Origin of the sequence: Streptantibioticus cattleyicolor NRRL 8057 = DSM 46488 (assembly GCF_000240165.1) — a bacterium.
Taxonomy (GTDB): domain Bacteria; phylum Actinomycetota; class Actinomycetes; order Streptomycetales; family Streptomycetaceae; genus Streptantibioticus; species Streptantibioticus cattleyicolor.
Genome location: NC_017586.1, coordinates 1,209,355 through 1,226,265 on the forward strand (window position 1 = coordinate 1,209,355; position 16,911 = coordinate 1,226,265).

The window sequence follows — 16,911 nt, forward strand, 5'->3', positions numbered from 1 at the left end:
TCCGGGCGGGGTGAACACGGTAGCCGTGACGAAAAGGTGATGATCACATGGACGCCGTGTGTACGCCCCGGTCCGGGCGGGGCCGCCGCTAGCCGCGCGTCTGGCGCCGTACGCGTTGGCCGACCTCGCCGCCCTCCGTTTCCCACCACGGGCGGACGAGCCCGGCGGCGGGCGGCTCCGGGGCACCGGCCGGTCGCGGGGCGGACGGCTCGGCCGGTGCGGGGACGTCGGTGGCCGGCACCAGTTCGCGGTCGAGGCGTTCGTCGAGTTCGGCGGTCTTCGACCGTTCGGCACGCCACCACTCGACGAAGACCGCGATCAGGAACGGAAGTCCGATCAGTTCGGCGATGGTCACCATCAGGCCGCCGCCGATCATCTGGTCGCGCTGGAGCGTCGGCCCCCAGGTCCGCGGGTGGGTGGCGTACCAGTGTCCGGCGACCAGGGTGCCGCTGGTCATCACCACGATGCCCGGCACCGAGTCGAAGAGCCCGTCGAACAGGACGAGCACCGCCCGTACCGGGTGGCTGCACCAACGCGGCAGCAGCTCCTGCCGGGTGAGCATCGGCAGCACGAACAGGCAGCCGGTGAGCAGCAGTTGCAGATGCATCAGCTGACGCACCCCGTCCTGGCGCAGCGCGGTCTGGAAGTACGGGGTGAAGTAGATCGTCAGCTCCGAGGCGAGCACCGCCACCGAGCTGACCAGGGGGAAGGTGAGGAAGCGCACCAGGCGTCCGCCCACGGCCGCGTCCAGCCGGCGGCGGCCGGTCTCCCCCAGGGCGCGGGAGGCCAGGGTGAGGGGGTCGCCGAGGGCGAGGCCGAGCGGGGCCAGCAGGTCGAGCACGATGTTCTGCACCGCGGCCGGCCAGAACAGCACCCGGCTGTAGACCATCAGCGCCGACATCGTGGCGATCACGATCATGCCAAGGCCCAGCACCCCGAAGGCCGCCGTGCGCCCTGCCGACCAGCGCTCGCCCCGCCTGCGCAGCCGTACCACGCCGGCCGCGTAGAGCGCCCCGAGCAGCACCGTGAAGGCCAGCGCGTACGGGTCGGCCTCCCAGGTGCCGAGGAACCGGGAAACCGTCAGCTCCGGCAGAGCTGTCGCCGCCAAGGTGTGCACCGGCACCCACCTGCCTCACGTTCGCCTGGGTCTGCTGCCGCGGTCTCCTCGATCGCGGCAACCAGGTTAGACGGGGGGTGTGGTGCGTTCGCGCGCCGGGGCGGGGGACCGCTGGACGGCGTCGTCCGGCGCCGGCGCGCGGCGCGAGGCGATCAGGCTGGTGGCCGTGGTGACCGCCAGGACGGCCGCGATCACGGCGAGCGAGACGGGGACGGAGATCTCCGGCACCTGCGCCCCGGACTGGTGCAGGGCGTGCAGCACCAGCTTGACGCCGATGAAGCCGAGCACGACCGACAGCCCGTAGGAGAGGTGGACCAGCCGCCGGAGCAGGCCGCCGATGAGGAAGTACAGCTGGCGCAGGCCCATCAGCGCGAAGGCGTTGGCCGTGAAGACGATGTACGGGTCCTGGGTCAGGCCGAAGATCGCCGGGATGGAGTCGAGCGCGAAGAGCACGTCGGTGGTGCCGATGGCGACCACCACGACGAGCATCGGGGTCGCCAGCCGCCGGCCCCGCTCGGTCACGAACAGCGCCGTGCCCCGGTAGCCGGAGGTGGTCGGCACCCGGCGCCGGACCGCGCGCAGCAGCCGGTTCCCGGTGTACTCCTCGGCCGGCTCGGGGCGCCGGGCCTCCCGCAGCAGCTTGACCGCGGTCCAGATCAGGAAGGCGCCGAAGAGGGGGAACAGCCACCCGAAGGCGGCGATGGCGGCGGCGCCGGCGGCGATGAGGACCGCGCGCAGCACGAGCGCGACGAGGACCCCGATCAGCAGCACCCGCTGCTGGTAGCGGCCGGGTACCGCGAACTTCGCCATGATCAGCACGAAGACGAAGAGGTTGTCGACGCTGAGCGCCTTCTCGGTGACGAACCCCGCGAAGAACTCCCCGGCCGGCCCGCCCCCGGCCACCAGCAGCAGCCCGACGCCGAAGAGCACGGCGAGGCCGGTCCAAGCGAGCGTCCACACCGCCGCTTGACCGACCGACACGTCGTGCGGCTTGCGGCCCCCCACGGCGATGTCCACGCCGATCAGGGCACACAGGCCGAGGATGGTCACCACCCAGACGATCAGCGCGACATCCACGCCACGAACCGTACAAGATTCACCAAGATGCGGTAAATACTTGGTCAAGTGGCCAGGTGGGAGCGTCGGAGAGGAACGCTACCGGAGCGCTCCGCGGACGCCGCGGCCTCCCCCGCACCGTGCGCCGGTGGCCGTGGCTCACCTGCCGTGCGCCTGCCGGACCGCGGCCACCTCCCCCAGCACCCGCTCCAGCACCCGGCTGCCCTCGGGCGGCAGCAACGGCTCGTACGTCCAGGTGTGGCCCACCCACGGGTCCGCCACGTGCTCCCCGGGGAACGGGGTGAGCCGCAGCAGCGACCGCCCCAGCACATCGGCCGCCACCGGCCCGCGCCCCGCCGCGTCCGCGCGCGCCGCGACCACCAGCGGGAGCACCCCGGCGTCCGGCCCCTCCTCGGCGATCCGGCCCAGCAGCGCGACGGACCGGTCGTCGAACCCGTACGGAAAGTCGTTGACCACCAGCAGCCGGGCACCGCGCAACGGACCGGGCAGCTTCGGGTCGGCCTGCGTACCGCGCCCGTCCGACGCCATCCGCACCAGATCCGACCGCAGCGCCAGCTCCTCCAGCACCTCCGCCACACCGCCCGGCCGTTCGGCGAGGACGCCCGCCCGGCGCAACGCCTCCGCCGCCGGACCGAAGGCCGCCGCGGCGGTCCCGGCCGGATCCAGCAGATGAACGGTGAGCCCGCCGGCCGGGTGGACGGCGAGCAACCGCACCACCAGCGCCACGGCCGTCTCCAGCGCCCGCCGCCGCACCTGCTCCGCCTCCGGCCCGGCCTCATCCGCCAGGTCCGCGTCGTGCCCGCTGTCCACCCACAGCCCGCACTCCAGCGGCAGCCGCGTCAGCATCGGTATGCGCAGCTCGGGCACCTCCGGCAGATGGAGATCACCGAGCCGTACCGCCCAGGGCAGCGCCTCCGGCGGACGGTACGCCTGCCACACCGGGCTCTCCCACCCCGCGCACCCGGACGGCAGCGCGGGCTCGACCACCTCCGACTCCGCGGTGAGCTGCCGCAGGTCCCGGTCGAGGGCGGCCCTCGCCTGGTCCACCAGCGCCTGCCGGGCGGCCGACGCCTGGTCCCGGGCGGCCTCCACGGCGGCCCCCAGCCGCGACCCCGGCTCCCCGAGCAACCGGTCGAGCTCCCGCTCCAACCGCCCGTCCGCGAACTCCACCGCCCCCCGATACCCCGCCATCGCCCTCGCCAGATCCTCGAACATCCCGTTGACCTGGTTGTACAGCCGCTCCTCCAGACTCCACCCCGCGGCATCCCCCGCGTAAGGCAGCCACCCCGGCCCCCCCACCCCCCTCGTCCAACGCCCGCCGCGGCGAAGGCAGAACGGAAACGCCCCCCGCCACCGGGCCGGACGGCTGGGGCGGGGTTGCCGAGGCGGGAAGGCGGGCGGGGGCGGGGTGACCCGGCGGTGTCGCCGAGGCGGGGGGTACCGGAGCCGTGGGGCTGCCGGAGCCCACGGGGGCCCCGGAGCCCCATGGTCGGCGGAGCCGTCCGGGACCGCGGGGCCTGGCGGCAGCGGCGGCGGGGGCGCCGACGGGGCGGGCGGGGGCGTCAGGGCCGCGGGGCCTGGCGGCGGGAGTGCCGGGGCCGGGGGGCTCGGCGGGGCCGGGGCGGAGCATCGGGGGCCGGCTATCGCCTGGTCCACGGCGGCGGCCACGGCCGCCGGGTCCGGGACTCCGTGGTCGGCCAGCAGCCGCGGCAGCCCGTCCGCGTACCCCTGGCCGACGGCGCGCAGCCGCCAGCCGCCGTGCCGGCGGTACAGCTCCACGGCGACGACCGCGGTCTCGGTGTCCAGGCCGGTCAGCACGAAGGCGAGCGGCTCGGCCGAGCCGTCCTCGCCGGTGACCCGCACGCGCGGCGGCGCCGGCACGCCGAACCGGTCCGGCACCCGCCGTCCGCCGCGACCGGGCGGCAACGCGAGCACCACACCGAGCCGCCCCACCGCGGCCGGCAACTCGGCCAGATCGACGGTGAGTTCGTGATCGCGGGCGGCGGCCGGAGGCACGCGCAGCCCGTCCGCACGCGCCGGCGCGCCGGGCCGCAGGAAGCTCGCGCCTCCCCCGGCGGCACCGCGCCCCTCGTCCAGCACGGCCCCGACGACCAGCGGCACCGCCGCCGAGACGTGGATCCGCAGCCGGTTTCCCGCCAGCGGCTGGTTCTCTCCCCGTACCAGTTCGACGCCCATCGGTCCTCCCCGTTCCCTCGGTCGTCGCGGCGCCGGCGGTCCGACCGTTCCGTCCCGGGTGCGGCAGGCTCACGCGGTCGGCGGCGCCCCCGCTCACAGGTGCGGCACGATCGAACCCATCAGGTCGTTGATGGTCCGGCCGCCGGCCGGGGCACCGATCGCGGTCATCGACCAGGCGCCGCCGGAACGGTGCACCTTGGCCATGATCTGCCCGGTGTACGGGCCGCCGCCGGTGAGGGTGTAACGGGCCAGCTCCTGGCCGTTGGTCTCGTCGACCAGCCGGCAGAACGCGTTCCGGACCTCCTCGAAGGTCTGCCCGGTGAAGGAGTTGACGGTGAAGACGATCTGGTCGACGTGGACCGGAACGCGCTCCAGGTCCACCAGGATCGCCTCGTCGTCGCCGCCCTGGCCCGCCCCGCCGACCAGGTTGTCGCCGGTGTGGCGCACCGAACCGTCCTCGCTGATCAGCTGGCGGAACCAGACCATGTCGACCCGCTGCTTGTCCGCGAAGAGCACCGCCGAGGCGTCGAGGTCTATCTCCCGGGTGCGGCGGCCGAAGAGCCCGCGGCGCGGCGCCGCCTGCCAGCCGAGCCCCATGCGGACCGCGGTCAGCGTCCCCCCACCGCTCTTGACCAGGCTGACCTGCTGGCCCTTGGACAAGTTCACCGTCACGGGCGTTCCCCTCCGTCCGTTCGCGCGGGCCACCGCGCCGTTCCCCGCCGGATCGGTCGTTCCGGCCGCCCGGCCGCCCCTCGCGGGACGACCGGTCTCCTCGCACCCTACGCACCTCGTCCCGACGGCGGCAGGCCGGACCGGCTTTGTGGCGATCCCGCGACATCCGCGGCAGCGCCCGGCCGAGGGGACGAAGGGGGTGAAAGGGCCGATGGCCCCGCGGGTCAGGCGATCCCGGCCTCCCTCATCTGACGCAGCTCCTTCTTCAGCTCGCCCAACTCGTCCCGGAGGCGGGCGGCCACCTCGAACTGGAGCTCCGCGGCGGCGGTGTGCATCTGCTGCGTCAACTCCTCGATGAGATCGGTGAGTTCGTCGGCGGCCAGGCTCTTGCCCGACCGCTTCCCGGCGGACTTGGCCGACAGCCCCGGCACCGGCGACTTGCCGCGCGAGCGCTGGCGGCCGGAACCGAGCAGCTCCTCGGTGTCGGCGTCCTCCCGGGCGAAGGAGTCGAGGATCCCGGCGATCTTCTTCCGCAGCGGCTGCGGGTCGATGCCGTTCTCCTCGTTGTACGCGATCTGCTTCTGGCGCCGCCGGTTGGTCTCGTCGATGGCGCGTTCCATACCCGGGGTGATCTTGTCCGCGTACATGTGGACCTGGCCGGAGACGTTGCGCGCGGCGCGGCCGATCGTCTGGATCAGGGAGGTGCCCGAGCGCAGGAAGCCCTCCTTGTCGGCGTCGAGGATGGCGACCAGGGAGACCTCGGGCAGGTCGAGCCCCTCACGCAGCAGGTTGATGCCGACGAGCACGTCGAACTCGCCCGCCCGCAGGTCGCGCAGGAGCTCCACCCGGCGCAGGGTGTCGATGTCGCTGTGCAGATAGCGGACCTGGATGCCGAGCTCCAGCATGTAGTCGGTGAGGTCCTCGGCCATCTTCTTGGTGAGCGTGGTCACCAGCACCCGCTCGTCGCGTTCGGCGCGCAGCCGGATCTCGTGCACCAGGTCGTCGATCTGGCCCTCGGTCGGCTTGACGATCACCTCGGGGTCGATCAGCCCGGTCGGGCGGATGATCTGCTCGACCACGCCGTCGGAGCGGGAGAGCTCGTACGGGCCCGGGGTGGCCGACAGGTAGACGGTCTGGTCGACGCGCTCCAGGAACTCCTCCCACTTCAGCGGGCGGTTGTCGAGCGCGGACGGCAGCCGGAAGCCGTGGTCGATCAGGGTGCGCTTGCGCGAGGCGTCCCCCTCGTACATCGCGCCGATCTGCGGCACGGTGACGTGCGACTCGTCGATGACCAGCAGGAAGTCGTCGGGGAAGTAGTCGAGGAGGGTGTTGGGCGCCGTGCCGGCCTCGCGGCCGTCGATGTGCCGCGAGTAGTTCTCGATGCCGGAGCAGGTGCCGATCTGGCGCATCATCTCGATGTCGTAGGTGGTGCGCATGCGCAGCCGCTGGGCCTCCAGCAGCTTGCCCTGCTTCTCCAGCCTGGCCAGCGTGGTCTCCAGCTCGGACTCGATGCCGGCGATCGCCCGTTCCATCCGCTCGGGGCCGGCCACGTAGTGGGTGGCCGGGAAGACGTACAGCTCCTGGTCCTCGGTGATCACCTCGCCGGTGAGGGGGTGGAGGGTGGAGAGCGCCTCGATCTCGTCCCCGAACATCTCGATGCGCACCGCGAGCTCCTCGTAGACCGGGAAGATCTCGATGGTGTCGCCGCGCACCCGGAAGGTGCCCCGGGTGAACGCCAGGTCGTTGCGGGTGTACTGGATGTCGACGAACCGGCGCAGCAGCTGGTCGCGGTCGATCTCGTCGCCCACCTTCAGCGGCACCATGCGGTCGACGTACTCCTGCGGCGTGCCCAGGCCGTAGATGCACGAGACGGAGGCGACGACCACCACGTCACGCCGGGTGAGCAGGGAGTTGGTCGCGGAGTGCCGCAGCCGCTCGACCTCCTCGTTGATCGAGGAGTCCTTCTCGATGTAGGTGTCCGTCTGCGGGACGTACGCCTCCGGCTGGTAGTAGTCGTAGTAGGAGACGAAGTACTCGACCGCGTTGTTCGGCAGCAGCTCCCGGAACTCGTTGGCGAGCTGCGCGGCGAGCGTCTTGTTGGGCGCCATGACGAGCGTGGGGCGCTGGAGCTTCTCGATCATCCACGCCGTCGTGGCGGACTTGCCGGTGCCGGTGGCACCCAGCAGCACGACGTCCTTCTCGCCCGCCCGCACCCTGCGCTCCAGCTCGGCGATGGCCGCCGGCTGGTCACCGCTGGGCTGGTAAGGGCTGACGACCTGGAAGGGCGCCACCTTGCGTTCGATGTCTGATACGGGCCGCATGGAACCCACCGTACGACCCGCCACTGACAAAGGGCGCGCGCCGGCCCGGCGGCCTCCTCGGCGGCGGGGCGTTGTCAGTGGCCGCTCCTAGGGTTCGTCGGTGTGGGGGGCGGCTGCTGGGGCCGTCCGGGAAGGGGTTGTGCGGTGTCGGTGTCCACGACGTACCTGGAGCTGTCGGAGAACGGCGGCGGGGCGCACAAGTTCTACGAGGTGACGGTGGAGGGCGTGGCCGTCACGGTGCGCTACGGGCGGATCGGGGCCGCCGGGCAGGTGCAGCGTTCCACGTTCCCGAGCGAGCAGAAGGCGCAGGCCGCGGCGGCGAAGAAGATCGGCGAGAAGGTGCGCAAGGGGTACGCGCCGGCGGTGCCGGGGCAGCGGGCGGCCCGGCCGGTCACCCGGCGCCAGGTGGCCTCGGCGCCGTCGACGGCCCGGGCGGTCGCCCCGGTGCTGTGGCGGTTCCGCACCGGTGCCTCGGCGTTCGGCATACACATCGACGACGACCGCTGCTGGGTGGGCAACCAGGCGGGGGACGTCTACACCCTCGGCCACGACGGCGAGGTCCTCGCCCGCTACCGGCTGCCGGACGGCGTCAAGTGCCTGGTCGCCGACGACTTCTGGATCTACGCGGGGTGCGACGACGGCACCGTCTACGACCTGTCCTCCAAGCTGCCGTTCGCCGCCTACGAGATAGCCGCCGACGTGGACATCTTCTGGCTCGACATCCACGAGGGCATCCTCAACGTCGCCGACCGCAACGGCGGTCTGACGGTGATCGACCACGAGGACGAGTACCAGTGGTCGCGTCGGAGCACGGGGGCGCACGCCTGGATGGTGCGGCGTGACGACCACGCCGTGTACCACGGTCACGCGCGGGGTGTGACCGCGTACGCCCCGGACGGCGGCGGGGAGCTGTGGCACACCGACACCCGGGGCGCGGTGCTCTTCGGCTGGCAGGAGGACGCGTCGGTCTACGCGGGCACCGCCCAGCGGGTCGTCCAGCGGCTGGCGAAGGCCACCGGCGCGGTGGAGGCCACCTACGCCTGCGACGCGGTGGTGTACTCCTGCGCCACCGCCCCCGGCGGACGGTACGTCTTCGCCGGCGACTCGGCCTCCTCGGTCTACTGCTTCGACGCGCACGGCACCCGGCTGTGGAAGCTGGGCACCGGCGGCGGCTCGGCGCTGTCGATGCAGTACCGGGACGAGAAGCTGTACATGGTGACCACGGACGGTTCGCTGGTGTGCGTGGACGCCTCGCCGGCCGCGATATCGGCCGCGCAGTCCGGCAGCGTGCCGGTGCCGGTGGACGTCAAGTCCTCGGCGGCGCTGCCCACCTACACCCCGTCGACGGCCGTGCGGACGGTGGCGTCGGCGCAGGCGGTGACGGGCGCGGGGGCGGACGGCGTGGTGGTCGAGTGCGTCCGGGACGGGGCACGGCTGCGGGTCCACGTGGTCTCGGAAGGGTACGAGCCGACGTGGAACGTGCAGTTCCCGCGGGCCGTCCGGGAGGCCGGCGCCCGATTCCTGGTGGACGCGCTGCACCCGGCACCCGGCGGCTTCTACCGGGTGCGCGGGGAGATCCGGCGGCTGGTGTGACGGCCGGGGGCGTTGTCGGTGGCGGGGCATACGCTGGCGGCGTGAAGGTGATCTGGACGGTGCGGGAGACCCCGATCGGCCCGCTGTTCCTGGCCGCGACGGATCAGGGGCTGGCCACTGTCGGCTTCCGGGCCGGGGAACAGGTGGTGGAGCGGACGGTACGCCGGCTGGCCGGGCGGTTCGGCACCGATCCGGTGCCCGGCGAGCCCGCGGACGACGCCCATCTGGCGCTTGCGGCACGGGAGTTGGACGCCTACTTCGCCGGGGAGCTGCGCGACTTCACCGTCGAGCTGGACTGGTCGCTCAGCGGCGGTTTCAACCGGCGGGTCCTGCACGAGCTGGCCACCGGTGTACCGTACGGCACCGTCGTCGGCTACCAGACGCTCGCCGACCGCGTCGGCGAACCCGGCGCCGCCCGGGCCGTCGGGGTCGCCATGGGCTCCAACCCGCTGCCCGTCGTCGTCCCCTGCCACCGCGTGGTGGAGAGCGACGGCGGCATCGGCGGCTTCGGCGGCGGCCTGGAGATCAAGCGGACCCTCCTCGGCCTGGAGGGCGTCCTCCCCCAGCCACTGTTCTGAACGCGACCCGCCGACCCGGGCCACACGGCGGTCGGGGCCGCCGCCGTCCCCTCCGGCCCGCGCGGCCGGTCGGGCCAGGGGGGCGGACAGGCCGCGTCGAGGCAATGCGCCACGCGCGGCCCCACCCGAGCCGGTGAAGCCCCACCAGCGGAACAGCGGCCGGGCAACGGACGAGGCGCCACGAGCAGCCCGCTCGGGCGAGGCGAGCGGGCCACACGCCAGGCAAGGGCACCGCCGTCCCCTGCCGGCCACGGGCGTCGTCCATGGGGCCAACCCACTACGTCGGCGCAGAGCGCCACGCGCGCTCCCCACCCGAGCCGGTCAAGGCCCCGCCGGCGGGTCAACGGGTGGGGGCGGCGCTCAGTCCTTGCGGTCGAAGGCGGCCTTCGCCATGTATTCCGGGTTGGGGTCGAGCGCGGCGGCGAGGCGGAAGTGGCGCACCGCTTCCTGGTGGCGGTTGGCCCGCTGGAGGGTGCGGCCGAGGGCGAAGTGGGCGAAGGCGTTGTCCGGCTCGCGCTCCAGGACTATCTGGAACTCCAGCTCGGCGGAGCGCAGTTGGGCGGACATGAAGAAGGCGCGGGCGCGCAGCAGCCGGGCCGCGGTGTTCTCCGGGTGGGCGGTGATCACCGGGTCGAGCAGCTTCACCGCACCCCGCGGGTCCCGGGCCTCCAGCAGGTGCTCGGCCGCCCGGTAGTCGATGACGTTGTCCTCGGGGGTCCGCTCACGCACGGCCGTCTCCTTCCCACACGACGGTGGCGCGTTCCGCGCCGGCCGACGCGGACGGCCCGCGCGGGCTCACCGGCGTCGACGTACTACGCAAACGTCCCGGCCGCACCACTGATTCCCGCCCGCTTCTCCCTCGATCGGGTGAACCAGGCGATCGGACGGCCGACAGGGCATCCCTACCCCGGCGCGTACGCGCGTACGCGACACCCGTACGCCGCGTCCGGCGGGCGGCCCGCGACCGCGTCTGCTTACCCTCCGGCCATGGGCCACGGGGACCTCCCGGCCGAGAAGTCCCGCGCCGGCCGGCCCCGCCGACACGCCTCCCCCACCAGGAGTCCTCCCATGACCCCCAGCCGAGCGGGCCCCCGCCGACCGGCCCCGGCCGGAAGCACACCGGGCCGAAGCCCCCTCCCCCGGCACGCGCCCCCCGCACTGGGCCCGCCGCCACTTCCTCGGAGCCGCCGCCGGGCTCGGCGCCGGGGCGCTGGTCGCCGGGTGCTCCGAGGGCCCGGGACGGCGGGGCGGCGGGGAGCGCGGGACCGGACGCGTGGCCGGGGACTCCTTCGTCGCCACGGAGAACGCCCGCCCCGGCGATCCGGACTGGCGGCTGCGCGTCCGGGGCACCGACCGGGCGGTGGAGGGATACGCCGACCGGGTGAGTGTGCTGCCCGGCGAAACGTTCCACCTGCACATATCCACCACCGCCAAGGGGTTCCGGGCCGAGGCGTTCCGGATGGGCTGGTACGGCGGGGCGCAGGCCCGCAAGGTCTGGGAGTCGCCGAGGACACCGGGCGGGGCGCGCGGCATCCCCCGGCCGTCGGGCGACACCCGTACCGTGCTGGCGGGGTGGCCGCCGTCGCTGGCGGTGACCACCACGGGGTGGCCGGAGGGCGCGTACCTGATCCGGCTCACCGCCGACACCGGCGAGCAGCGGTACATACCGGTCACCGTCCGCTCGGCGACGACGGCGGGGCGGCTGGTGCTGGTCAACGCGGTGGCGACCTGGCAGGCGTACAACACCTGGGGCGGCCACAGCCTGTACCACGGGCCGGGCGGCAAGTCGGACTACTCCGGCCGGGCGCTGGCGGTCGGCTGCGACCGGCCCTACGACGAGGACGGCGCGCCGCTGTTCACCACCTACGAGCAGCCGGCGATCGCGCTCGCCGAGCGGCTGGGGCTGCCGCTGGCGTACGTCACCGGCATGGACGTCGACCGCGACCCGGCGCTGCTGCGCGGGGCGCACGCGGTGGTCTCCCTCGGCCACGACGAGTACTGGACCCCGGCGATGCGGGCGCATGTCACCGCGGCCCGGGACGCGGGCACCAACGTGGCCTTCCTCGGCGCCAACGCGTGCTTCCGGCGGATCCGGCTGGAGCCCTCCCCGGGCGGGGAACGCAGGTTGGTGGTCTGCTACAAGACCGACTGGCCACGCGATCCGCTGGCCGGCAAGGACGACGCCGCGGTCACCACGGACTACCGCGAGCCGCCCGCCGCCCGTCCGGAGAACTCGCTCACCGGCACGCTGTACGAGTCCAACCCGACCGACGCCGACTACGTGGTGGCCGAGCCCGGGCACTGGCTCTTCGAGGGCACCGGGGTCACCCGTGGCACCGGCTTCCCCAACCTCGTCGGCACCGAGTACGACCGGGTCAACTCCGGGGCCGCGACGCCTCGTCCGATCCAGATCGTGGCCCACTCCAGGCTGGTCTGCCGGGGCGTGCGCAGCTACTCGGACTCGGCGTACTACACGGTGGCGAGCGGCGCCGGGGTCTTCAACACCGGCACCATGCGCTGGGTGGAGTCGCTCACCGGGGACGGCGGCCACGGCATACCGCCGCACACCGCCGCCTTCACCTCACGGGTCACCGAGAACCTGTTGCGGGCGTTCGCCGCCGGTCCGGCCGGGCGGACGCATCCGGCCGAGGACAACCTGGACGCCTACCACCCCTTCGACGGCGACCCGATATGGGGCCGGAAGCACCTGTGGTGACGGTTCGTCAGTTTCCGGCGGGGCGGGCGGTGCCGCGGGCCGCCGCCCGTTCCCGCAACTCACGCCAGACACCGGCCACCTGGCGCTCCAGCTCCTCCAGCGGGCCGTCGTTGCGGATCACCAGGTCGGCCACGGCCAGCCGCTGCTCGCGGGTGGCCTGGGCGGCCATCCGGGCCCGGGCCTCCTGCTCGGTCATGCCGCGCAGCCGTGTCAGCCGGTCGAGCTGGGTGGCGGGGTCGGCGTCGACCACGACCACCAGGTCGTAGAGGTCGGCCAGCCCGTTCTCGGTGAGGAGCGGTACGTCGTGGACGACGATGGCCTCCGGCCCGGCCGCGGCCTGCAACTCGGCGGCGCGGTCCCGGACGAGCGGGTGCACGATCGCGTTGAGCGCGGCGAGCCTGGCGGGGTCGCCGAAGACGATGCCGCCGAGCTTGGGCCGGTCCAGCGTGCCCTGCGCCGTCAGCACCTGGTCGCCGAACTCGGCCACCACGGCGGCGAGTCCGGGGGTGCCCGGCTCCACGACCTCGCGCGCGATGCGGTCGGAGTCGATCAGCACCGCCCCGTACGACACCAGCAACCGCGAGACCTCGCTCTTGCCCGCCCCGATCCCGCCCGTGAGCCCCACATTCAGCATGGGGCCAGCCTAGTGCCGCGTCAGGCGCCGCCCTCGCCGCTCTCCCGTTCGGCGAGGAAGCGCTCGAACTGGGCGCCGAGGTCGTCGGCGGAGGGCAGGTCGATCGGCTCGGCCATCAGGCTCTCCCGGGTGGCGGCGCCGGCCAGCGCGTCGTACTGGGTCTCCAGGCCGCGGACGACCGAGACGAGTTCGGCGTCGCCCTCGGCGATCTGGCGCTCGATCTCGCCGCGGATGGTGTGGGATTCGGCGCGCAGCGCGCTGGCCGGGCCGGGGAGGACCAGCCCGGTGGCGGCGGTGATCGCCTCCAGCACGGCGAGCGAGGCGTCGGGGTAGGGGGAACGGGCCAGGTAGTGGGGGACGTGGGCGGCGACGCCCAGCACGTCGTGGCCGGCCTCGGCGAGCCGCAGTTCGATCAGCGACTCGGCGCTGCCGGGGACCTGGGCCTCGTCGAACCAGGCGCGGTGGCCGGGCATCAGGTCGACGCGGTTGCCGTGCGGGGTGATGCCGACCGGCCGGGTGTGCGGGACGCCCATCGGTATGCCGTGGAAGTTGATCGACAGGCGGACCCCGAAGCGCTCCACCAGTCGGCGCACGGCCTGCGCGAACGCCTCCCAGTGGACGTCCGGTTCGGGGCCGGAGAGCAGCAGGAACGGGGTGCCGGTGGCGTCGTGCACCAGGCGCAGCGCGATCTCGGGGGCCTCGTAGTCGGTCCAGTGGTCGCGGCGGAAGGTCATCAGGGGGCGTCGGGCCCGGTAGTCGACCAGGCGGTCGGCGTCGAAGCGGGCCACCACCTGGTGGTCGAGGCCGTCGAGCAGTCGGTCGACGAGGAGTTCACCGGTCTCGCCGGCGTCGATGAAACCGTCGAGGTGGTACAGGAGGACCGGGCCGCCGACGTCCGCGGAGTCGACCGCGTCCACGCCTTCCGGTTCGAGTTCGTACATGTCCTGCGGATCCAGCACCGTAACCGCCCTTTCCTGTTCTTCAACCGGCCAACGTCCGGGCGGGCGGCGGCATTCCCGGACCGGCCGGCACCGGCGCGGGTTACGCCGTGCGGGTGATCTTCGCGTGCCGGTGATGACGTGCGGCGGCACGCCGGGCGGATGGTGCGGTGAGCGGCCTTGACAGCGGTCCCGGCGGGGTCGAGGATCCTCGACCGGACCAAGGCGCGGCATCGGTGACGACGGGGACTGACAGCGTTGTCAGCACGAAGGGACACGAGCCATTGACGCTACGTAGGGCCATCTTCCGCCGGAACAGACCCGTGCCGGGCGCGCCGGGTGCCACCGGGACCTTTCCACGCCGCACCGCACGGCGCCCCGGGTTACCCGCTTCGCGCCTGGGCGCCCCCGTGGTCGCCGCGTTCGCGGCGGCCTTCTTCATGGCCGGACCGCTTCCCGTGGCGCACGCCGCCGCGCCCGCGTCGCACGGCCGACTGACCGACCTGGTCAACCCGTTCATCGGCACCAAGGACGAGGGGAACACCTACCCCGGGGCCGCGCTGCCCTTCGGCATGGTGCAGCTCTCCCCCGACACCGGGCACGACACCGGCTACGACTACGACCAGAGCAGCATCCGCGGCTTCTCCGCCGTCCACCTGTCCGGGGTCGGCTGCGGGCTCGGCGGCGACCTGCCGGTGCTGCCGACCACCGGCGAGGTCACCGCGACCGACGACGCGGCGTACGCGGCCTCGTACACGCACGCCGACGAGCAGGCGTCGCCGGGCTACTACCGGGTGGGGCTCACCTCGTACGGCGGGATCACCGCGGAGCTGACGGCGACGACCCGGACGGGCTGGCAGCGCTACACCTTCCCGGCCACCGACAAGGCCAACGTTCTGATCAACACCGGTCAGGCGCTGCACAAGGTCGTCAACAGTTCGGTCACCGTGGTGGACGACCACACCGTGGCGGCGACGATCACCGGGCGCGGTTTCTGCCAGGACACCCAGCCGTACACGGTGTACACGGTCACCCGTTTCAACCGGCCCTTCACCGCGCACGGCACCTGGAGCGGGGCGTCCGTCACCGCCGGGTCGGACACCTCCGACGGGGCCGGCCTGCGCGGCGCCTACGTGCGCTTCGACACCCGCGACGGCGACCGCTCGGTGGTGGCGACCACCGCGATCTCCTACGTCGACGCGGCCGGGGCGGTGCGCAACCTCGACCAGGAGGGGCGCGGCACCTTCGACGACACCGCGGCGCGCGCCGGGCGGACGTGGGAAGGGTGGCTGGCCGAGGCCCGGATCAGCGGCGGCACCACCGACCGGCAGCGGGTCTTCTACTCCTCGCTCTACCGCGCGCTGCTGTCGCCCAACACCGGCAGCGACACCGACGGCCGTTACACCGGCTGGGACGGCAAGGTGCACCGGGCGAAGGGGTTCACGTACTACCAGAACTGGTCGTTGTGGGACACCTACCGCACCCAGGCGCAACTGCTGTCGCTGCTGGCGCCGGCCCAGGAGCGGGACATGGCGCTCTCCCTGCTGCGGGTGGACCAGGAAGGCGGCTGGCTCCCCAAGTGGGGCTACGCCACGGTGGAGACCAACATCATGACCGGCGACCCGGTGACCCCGTTCCTGGTCAACGCCTACCAGCAGGGGCTGCTCGCCGGGCACGAGGAGGAGGCGTACCGGGCGCTGCGCGAGAACGCCGACTCGGTGCCGAGCGCCGACTCCCCGTACGAGGGCCGCGGCGGCAACCCGCGGTACCTGGCGGACGGTTTCGTTCCGCTGGATCCGTCGGCGCCGCACAAGCCGGGTGACTACGACTACGACCACGGGCCGTCGGCGACGCTGGAGTACGCGCTGGCCGACGCCGCGCTGGGCACGATGGCGCGCGGGCTCGGGCACGGCGCCGACGCCCGCCGGTACGCGGCGCGCGGGCAGAACTACCGCAACGTGTTCGATCCGCGCACCGGCTTCTTCCGGGCCCGGGACGCCGACGGGGTCTTCACCGGCCCGGCCGACCCCAAGGACAGCGTGGGCTTCCACGAGGGCACCGCCTGGCAGTACATGTGGCTGGTGCCGCAGGACCTGCCCGGACTGGTGTCGCTGATCGGCGGCGAGGGCGCGGCCAACCAGCGGCTGGATTCCTTCTTCGCCTACGACAAGCTCGTCAAGGACCCGGCCGGGACCGCCCGCAACGTCTGGGTCAACGGGCCGTATTCCTACTACAACCAGGACAAGTACAACCCGCAGAACGAGCCCGATCTGATCGCCCCGTACACGTATCTGTCCACCGGGCAGCCGTGGAAGACCACCGACGTGGTGCACGCGGCGCTGACGCTCTTCACCGACCAGCCGGACGGCATCACCGGCAACGACGACCTGGGCACCATGTCGTCGTGGCAGGTGCTCTCCTCGGTGGGGCTCTTCCCCGTCTCCCCCGGCTCGGCCGTCTGGGGGCTGACCACGCCCGCCTTCGACCGGGTCGAACTCACCCTGGACCGCCGCTACTACCCCGCCGGGAAGCTGGTGATCTCCGCCCCCGGCACCTCCGACAGCGCCCGGTACGTGCAGTCCGTACGGGTCGGCGGCAAGCGGCATCCGTCCACGTACGTGACCACGGCGGACATCAGGGCGGGGCGCCGGATCGCCTACGCCGTGGGCACCGCGCCCTCCGCCTGGGGCACCCGCCCCGGTGACGCGCCGCCGGCCACCGACCATGTGACGGCGGTCGGCCACCACGTGGCGCTCGGGGTCGCCCCGGCCACCGTGACCGTCCCGGCCGACGGTACGGCGACGCTCACCGCCTCCGCGGTGCTCACTGGGCCGGGCACCGACCGGGCCGTGCTGACCGCGTCGGCCGCCGCTCCGCTGACGGCGGATCCGGCACGGCGGCGGCTGAGCGCGCGCTCGGACGGGCTGCCGGCCACCGTCGAGGTGCCGCTGACGGTGACCGTCCCGGCGGGCACCGCGCCCGGCCCCTACCAGCTCGGCGTCGAGCTGCGGGACGCCCGGGGCACCACGGTGAGCCGCACGGTGACGGTGACGGTCACCGGCTGACCAC

The 16,911-nt window shown here is 73.4% G+C and carries 12 protein-coding genes; 4 read left to right on the forward strand and 8 right to left on the reverse strand.

All coding sequences use genetic code 11. The features are described from left to right. Nucleotides 1-88: 88 nt before the first annotated feature. The 5 genes from SCATT_RS05130 to uvrB form a co-directional block, all read right to left on the reverse strand. Nucleotides 89-1,117: a cytochrome c oxidase assembly protein gene (locus tag SCATT_RS05130; RefSeq protein WP_014141873.1), complete on the reverse strand. Its 1,029-nt coding sequence runs from the start codon at nucleotides 1,115-1,117 to the stop codon at nucleotides 89-91. A gap of 66 nt (nucleotides 1,118-1,183) precedes the next feature. Then, nucleotides 1,184-2,194, reverse strand: a complete 1,011-nt coding sequence (locus tag SCATT_RS05135) for a TerC family protein (protein ID WP_014141874.1) — start codon at nucleotides 2,192-2,194, stop codon at nucleotides 1,184-1,186. A 138-nt stretch (nucleotides 2,195-2,332) separates the two neighbouring features. Continuing rightward, nucleotides 2,333-4,390 carry a TerD family protein gene (locus tag SCATT_RS05140; RefSeq protein ID WP_014141875.1) on the reverse strand — a complete coding sequence of 686 codons (2,058 nt, stop codon included), beginning with the start codon at nucleotides 4,388-4,390 and terminating at the stop codon, nucleotides 2,333-2,335. 93 nt (nucleotides 4,391-4,483) lie between these two features. Further along, nucleotides 4,484-5,062 (reverse strand): TerD family protein, encoded by a 579-nt coding sequence (locus tag SCATT_RS05145; protein ID WP_014141876.1) that lies wholly within the window; start codon nucleotides 5,060-5,062, stop codon nucleotides 4,484-4,486. 224 nt (nucleotides 5,063-5,286) lie between these two features. After that, nucleotides 5,287-7,383: an excinuclease ABC subunit UvrB gene (uvrB, locus tag SCATT_RS05150; RefSeq protein ID WP_014141877.1), complete on the reverse strand. Its 2,097-nt coding sequence runs from the start codon at nucleotides 7,381-7,383 to the stop codon at nucleotides 5,287-5,289. A gap of 144 nt (nucleotides 7,384-7,527) precedes the next feature. Here uvrB and SCATT_RS05155 point away from each other — a divergent pair, with 144 nt between their 5' ends. Next, nucleotides 7,528-8,976, forward strand: a complete 1,449-nt coding sequence (locus SCATT_RS05155) for a WGR domain-containing protein (protein WP_014141878.1) — start codon at nucleotides 7,528-7,530, stop codon at nucleotides 8,974-8,976. 41 nt (nucleotides 8,977-9,017) lie between these two features. Continuing rightward, nucleotides 9,018-9,554, forward strand: coding sequence for a methylated-DNA--[protein]-cysteine S-methyltransferase (locus SCATT_RS05160; RefSeq protein WP_014141879.1), 537 nt, complete (start codon nucleotides 9,018-9,020; stop codon nucleotides 9,552-9,554). Nucleotides 9,555-9,914: 360 nt separating this feature from the next. Here the strand turns inward: SCATT_RS05160 and SCATT_RS05165 are convergent, their stop codons facing one another. Beyond that, nucleotides 9,915-10,283, reverse strand: coding sequence for a tetratricopeptide repeat protein (locus SCATT_RS05165; RefSeq protein WP_014141880.1), 369 nt, complete (start codon nucleotides 10,281-10,283; stop codon nucleotides 9,915-9,917). Between the two features lie 544 nt (nucleotides 10,284-10,827). Here SCATT_RS05165 and SCATT_RS05170 point away from each other — a divergent pair. Beyond that, nucleotides 10,828-12,270: a N,N-dimethylformamidase beta subunit family domain-containing protein gene (locus SCATT_RS05170; RefSeq protein WP_014627526.1), complete on the forward strand. Its 1,443-nt coding sequence runs from the start codon at nucleotides 10,828-10,830 to the stop codon at nucleotides 12,268-12,270. Between the two features lie 7 nt (nucleotides 12,271-12,277). On the opposite strand, the gene coaE is transcribed toward SCATT_RS05170, so the two are convergent. Continuing rightward, nucleotides 12,278-12,904, reverse strand: a complete 627-nt coding sequence (coaE, locus tag SCATT_RS05175; RefSeq protein ID WP_014141882.1) for a dephospho-CoA kinase — start codon at nucleotides 12,902-12,904, stop codon at nucleotides 12,278-12,280. A gap of 20 nt (nucleotides 12,905-12,924) precedes the next feature. Further along, nucleotides 12,925-13,863 carry a PAC2 family protein gene (locus SCATT_RS05180; protein ID WP_014141883.1) on the reverse strand — a complete coding sequence of 313 codons (939 nt, stop codon included), beginning with the start codon at nucleotides 13,861-13,863 and terminating at the stop codon, nucleotides 12,925-12,927. Nucleotides 13,864-14,282: 419 nt separating this feature from the next. On the opposite strand from SCATT_RS05180, the gene SCATT_RS05185 reads away from it, so the two are divergent. Next, nucleotides 14,283-16,907, forward strand: coding sequence for a GH92 family glycosyl hydrolase (locus SCATT_RS05185; RefSeq protein ID WP_202446979.1), 2,625 nt, complete (start codon nucleotides 14,283-14,285; stop codon nucleotides 16,905-16,907). Nucleotides 16,908-16,911: the final 4 nt, after the last annotated feature.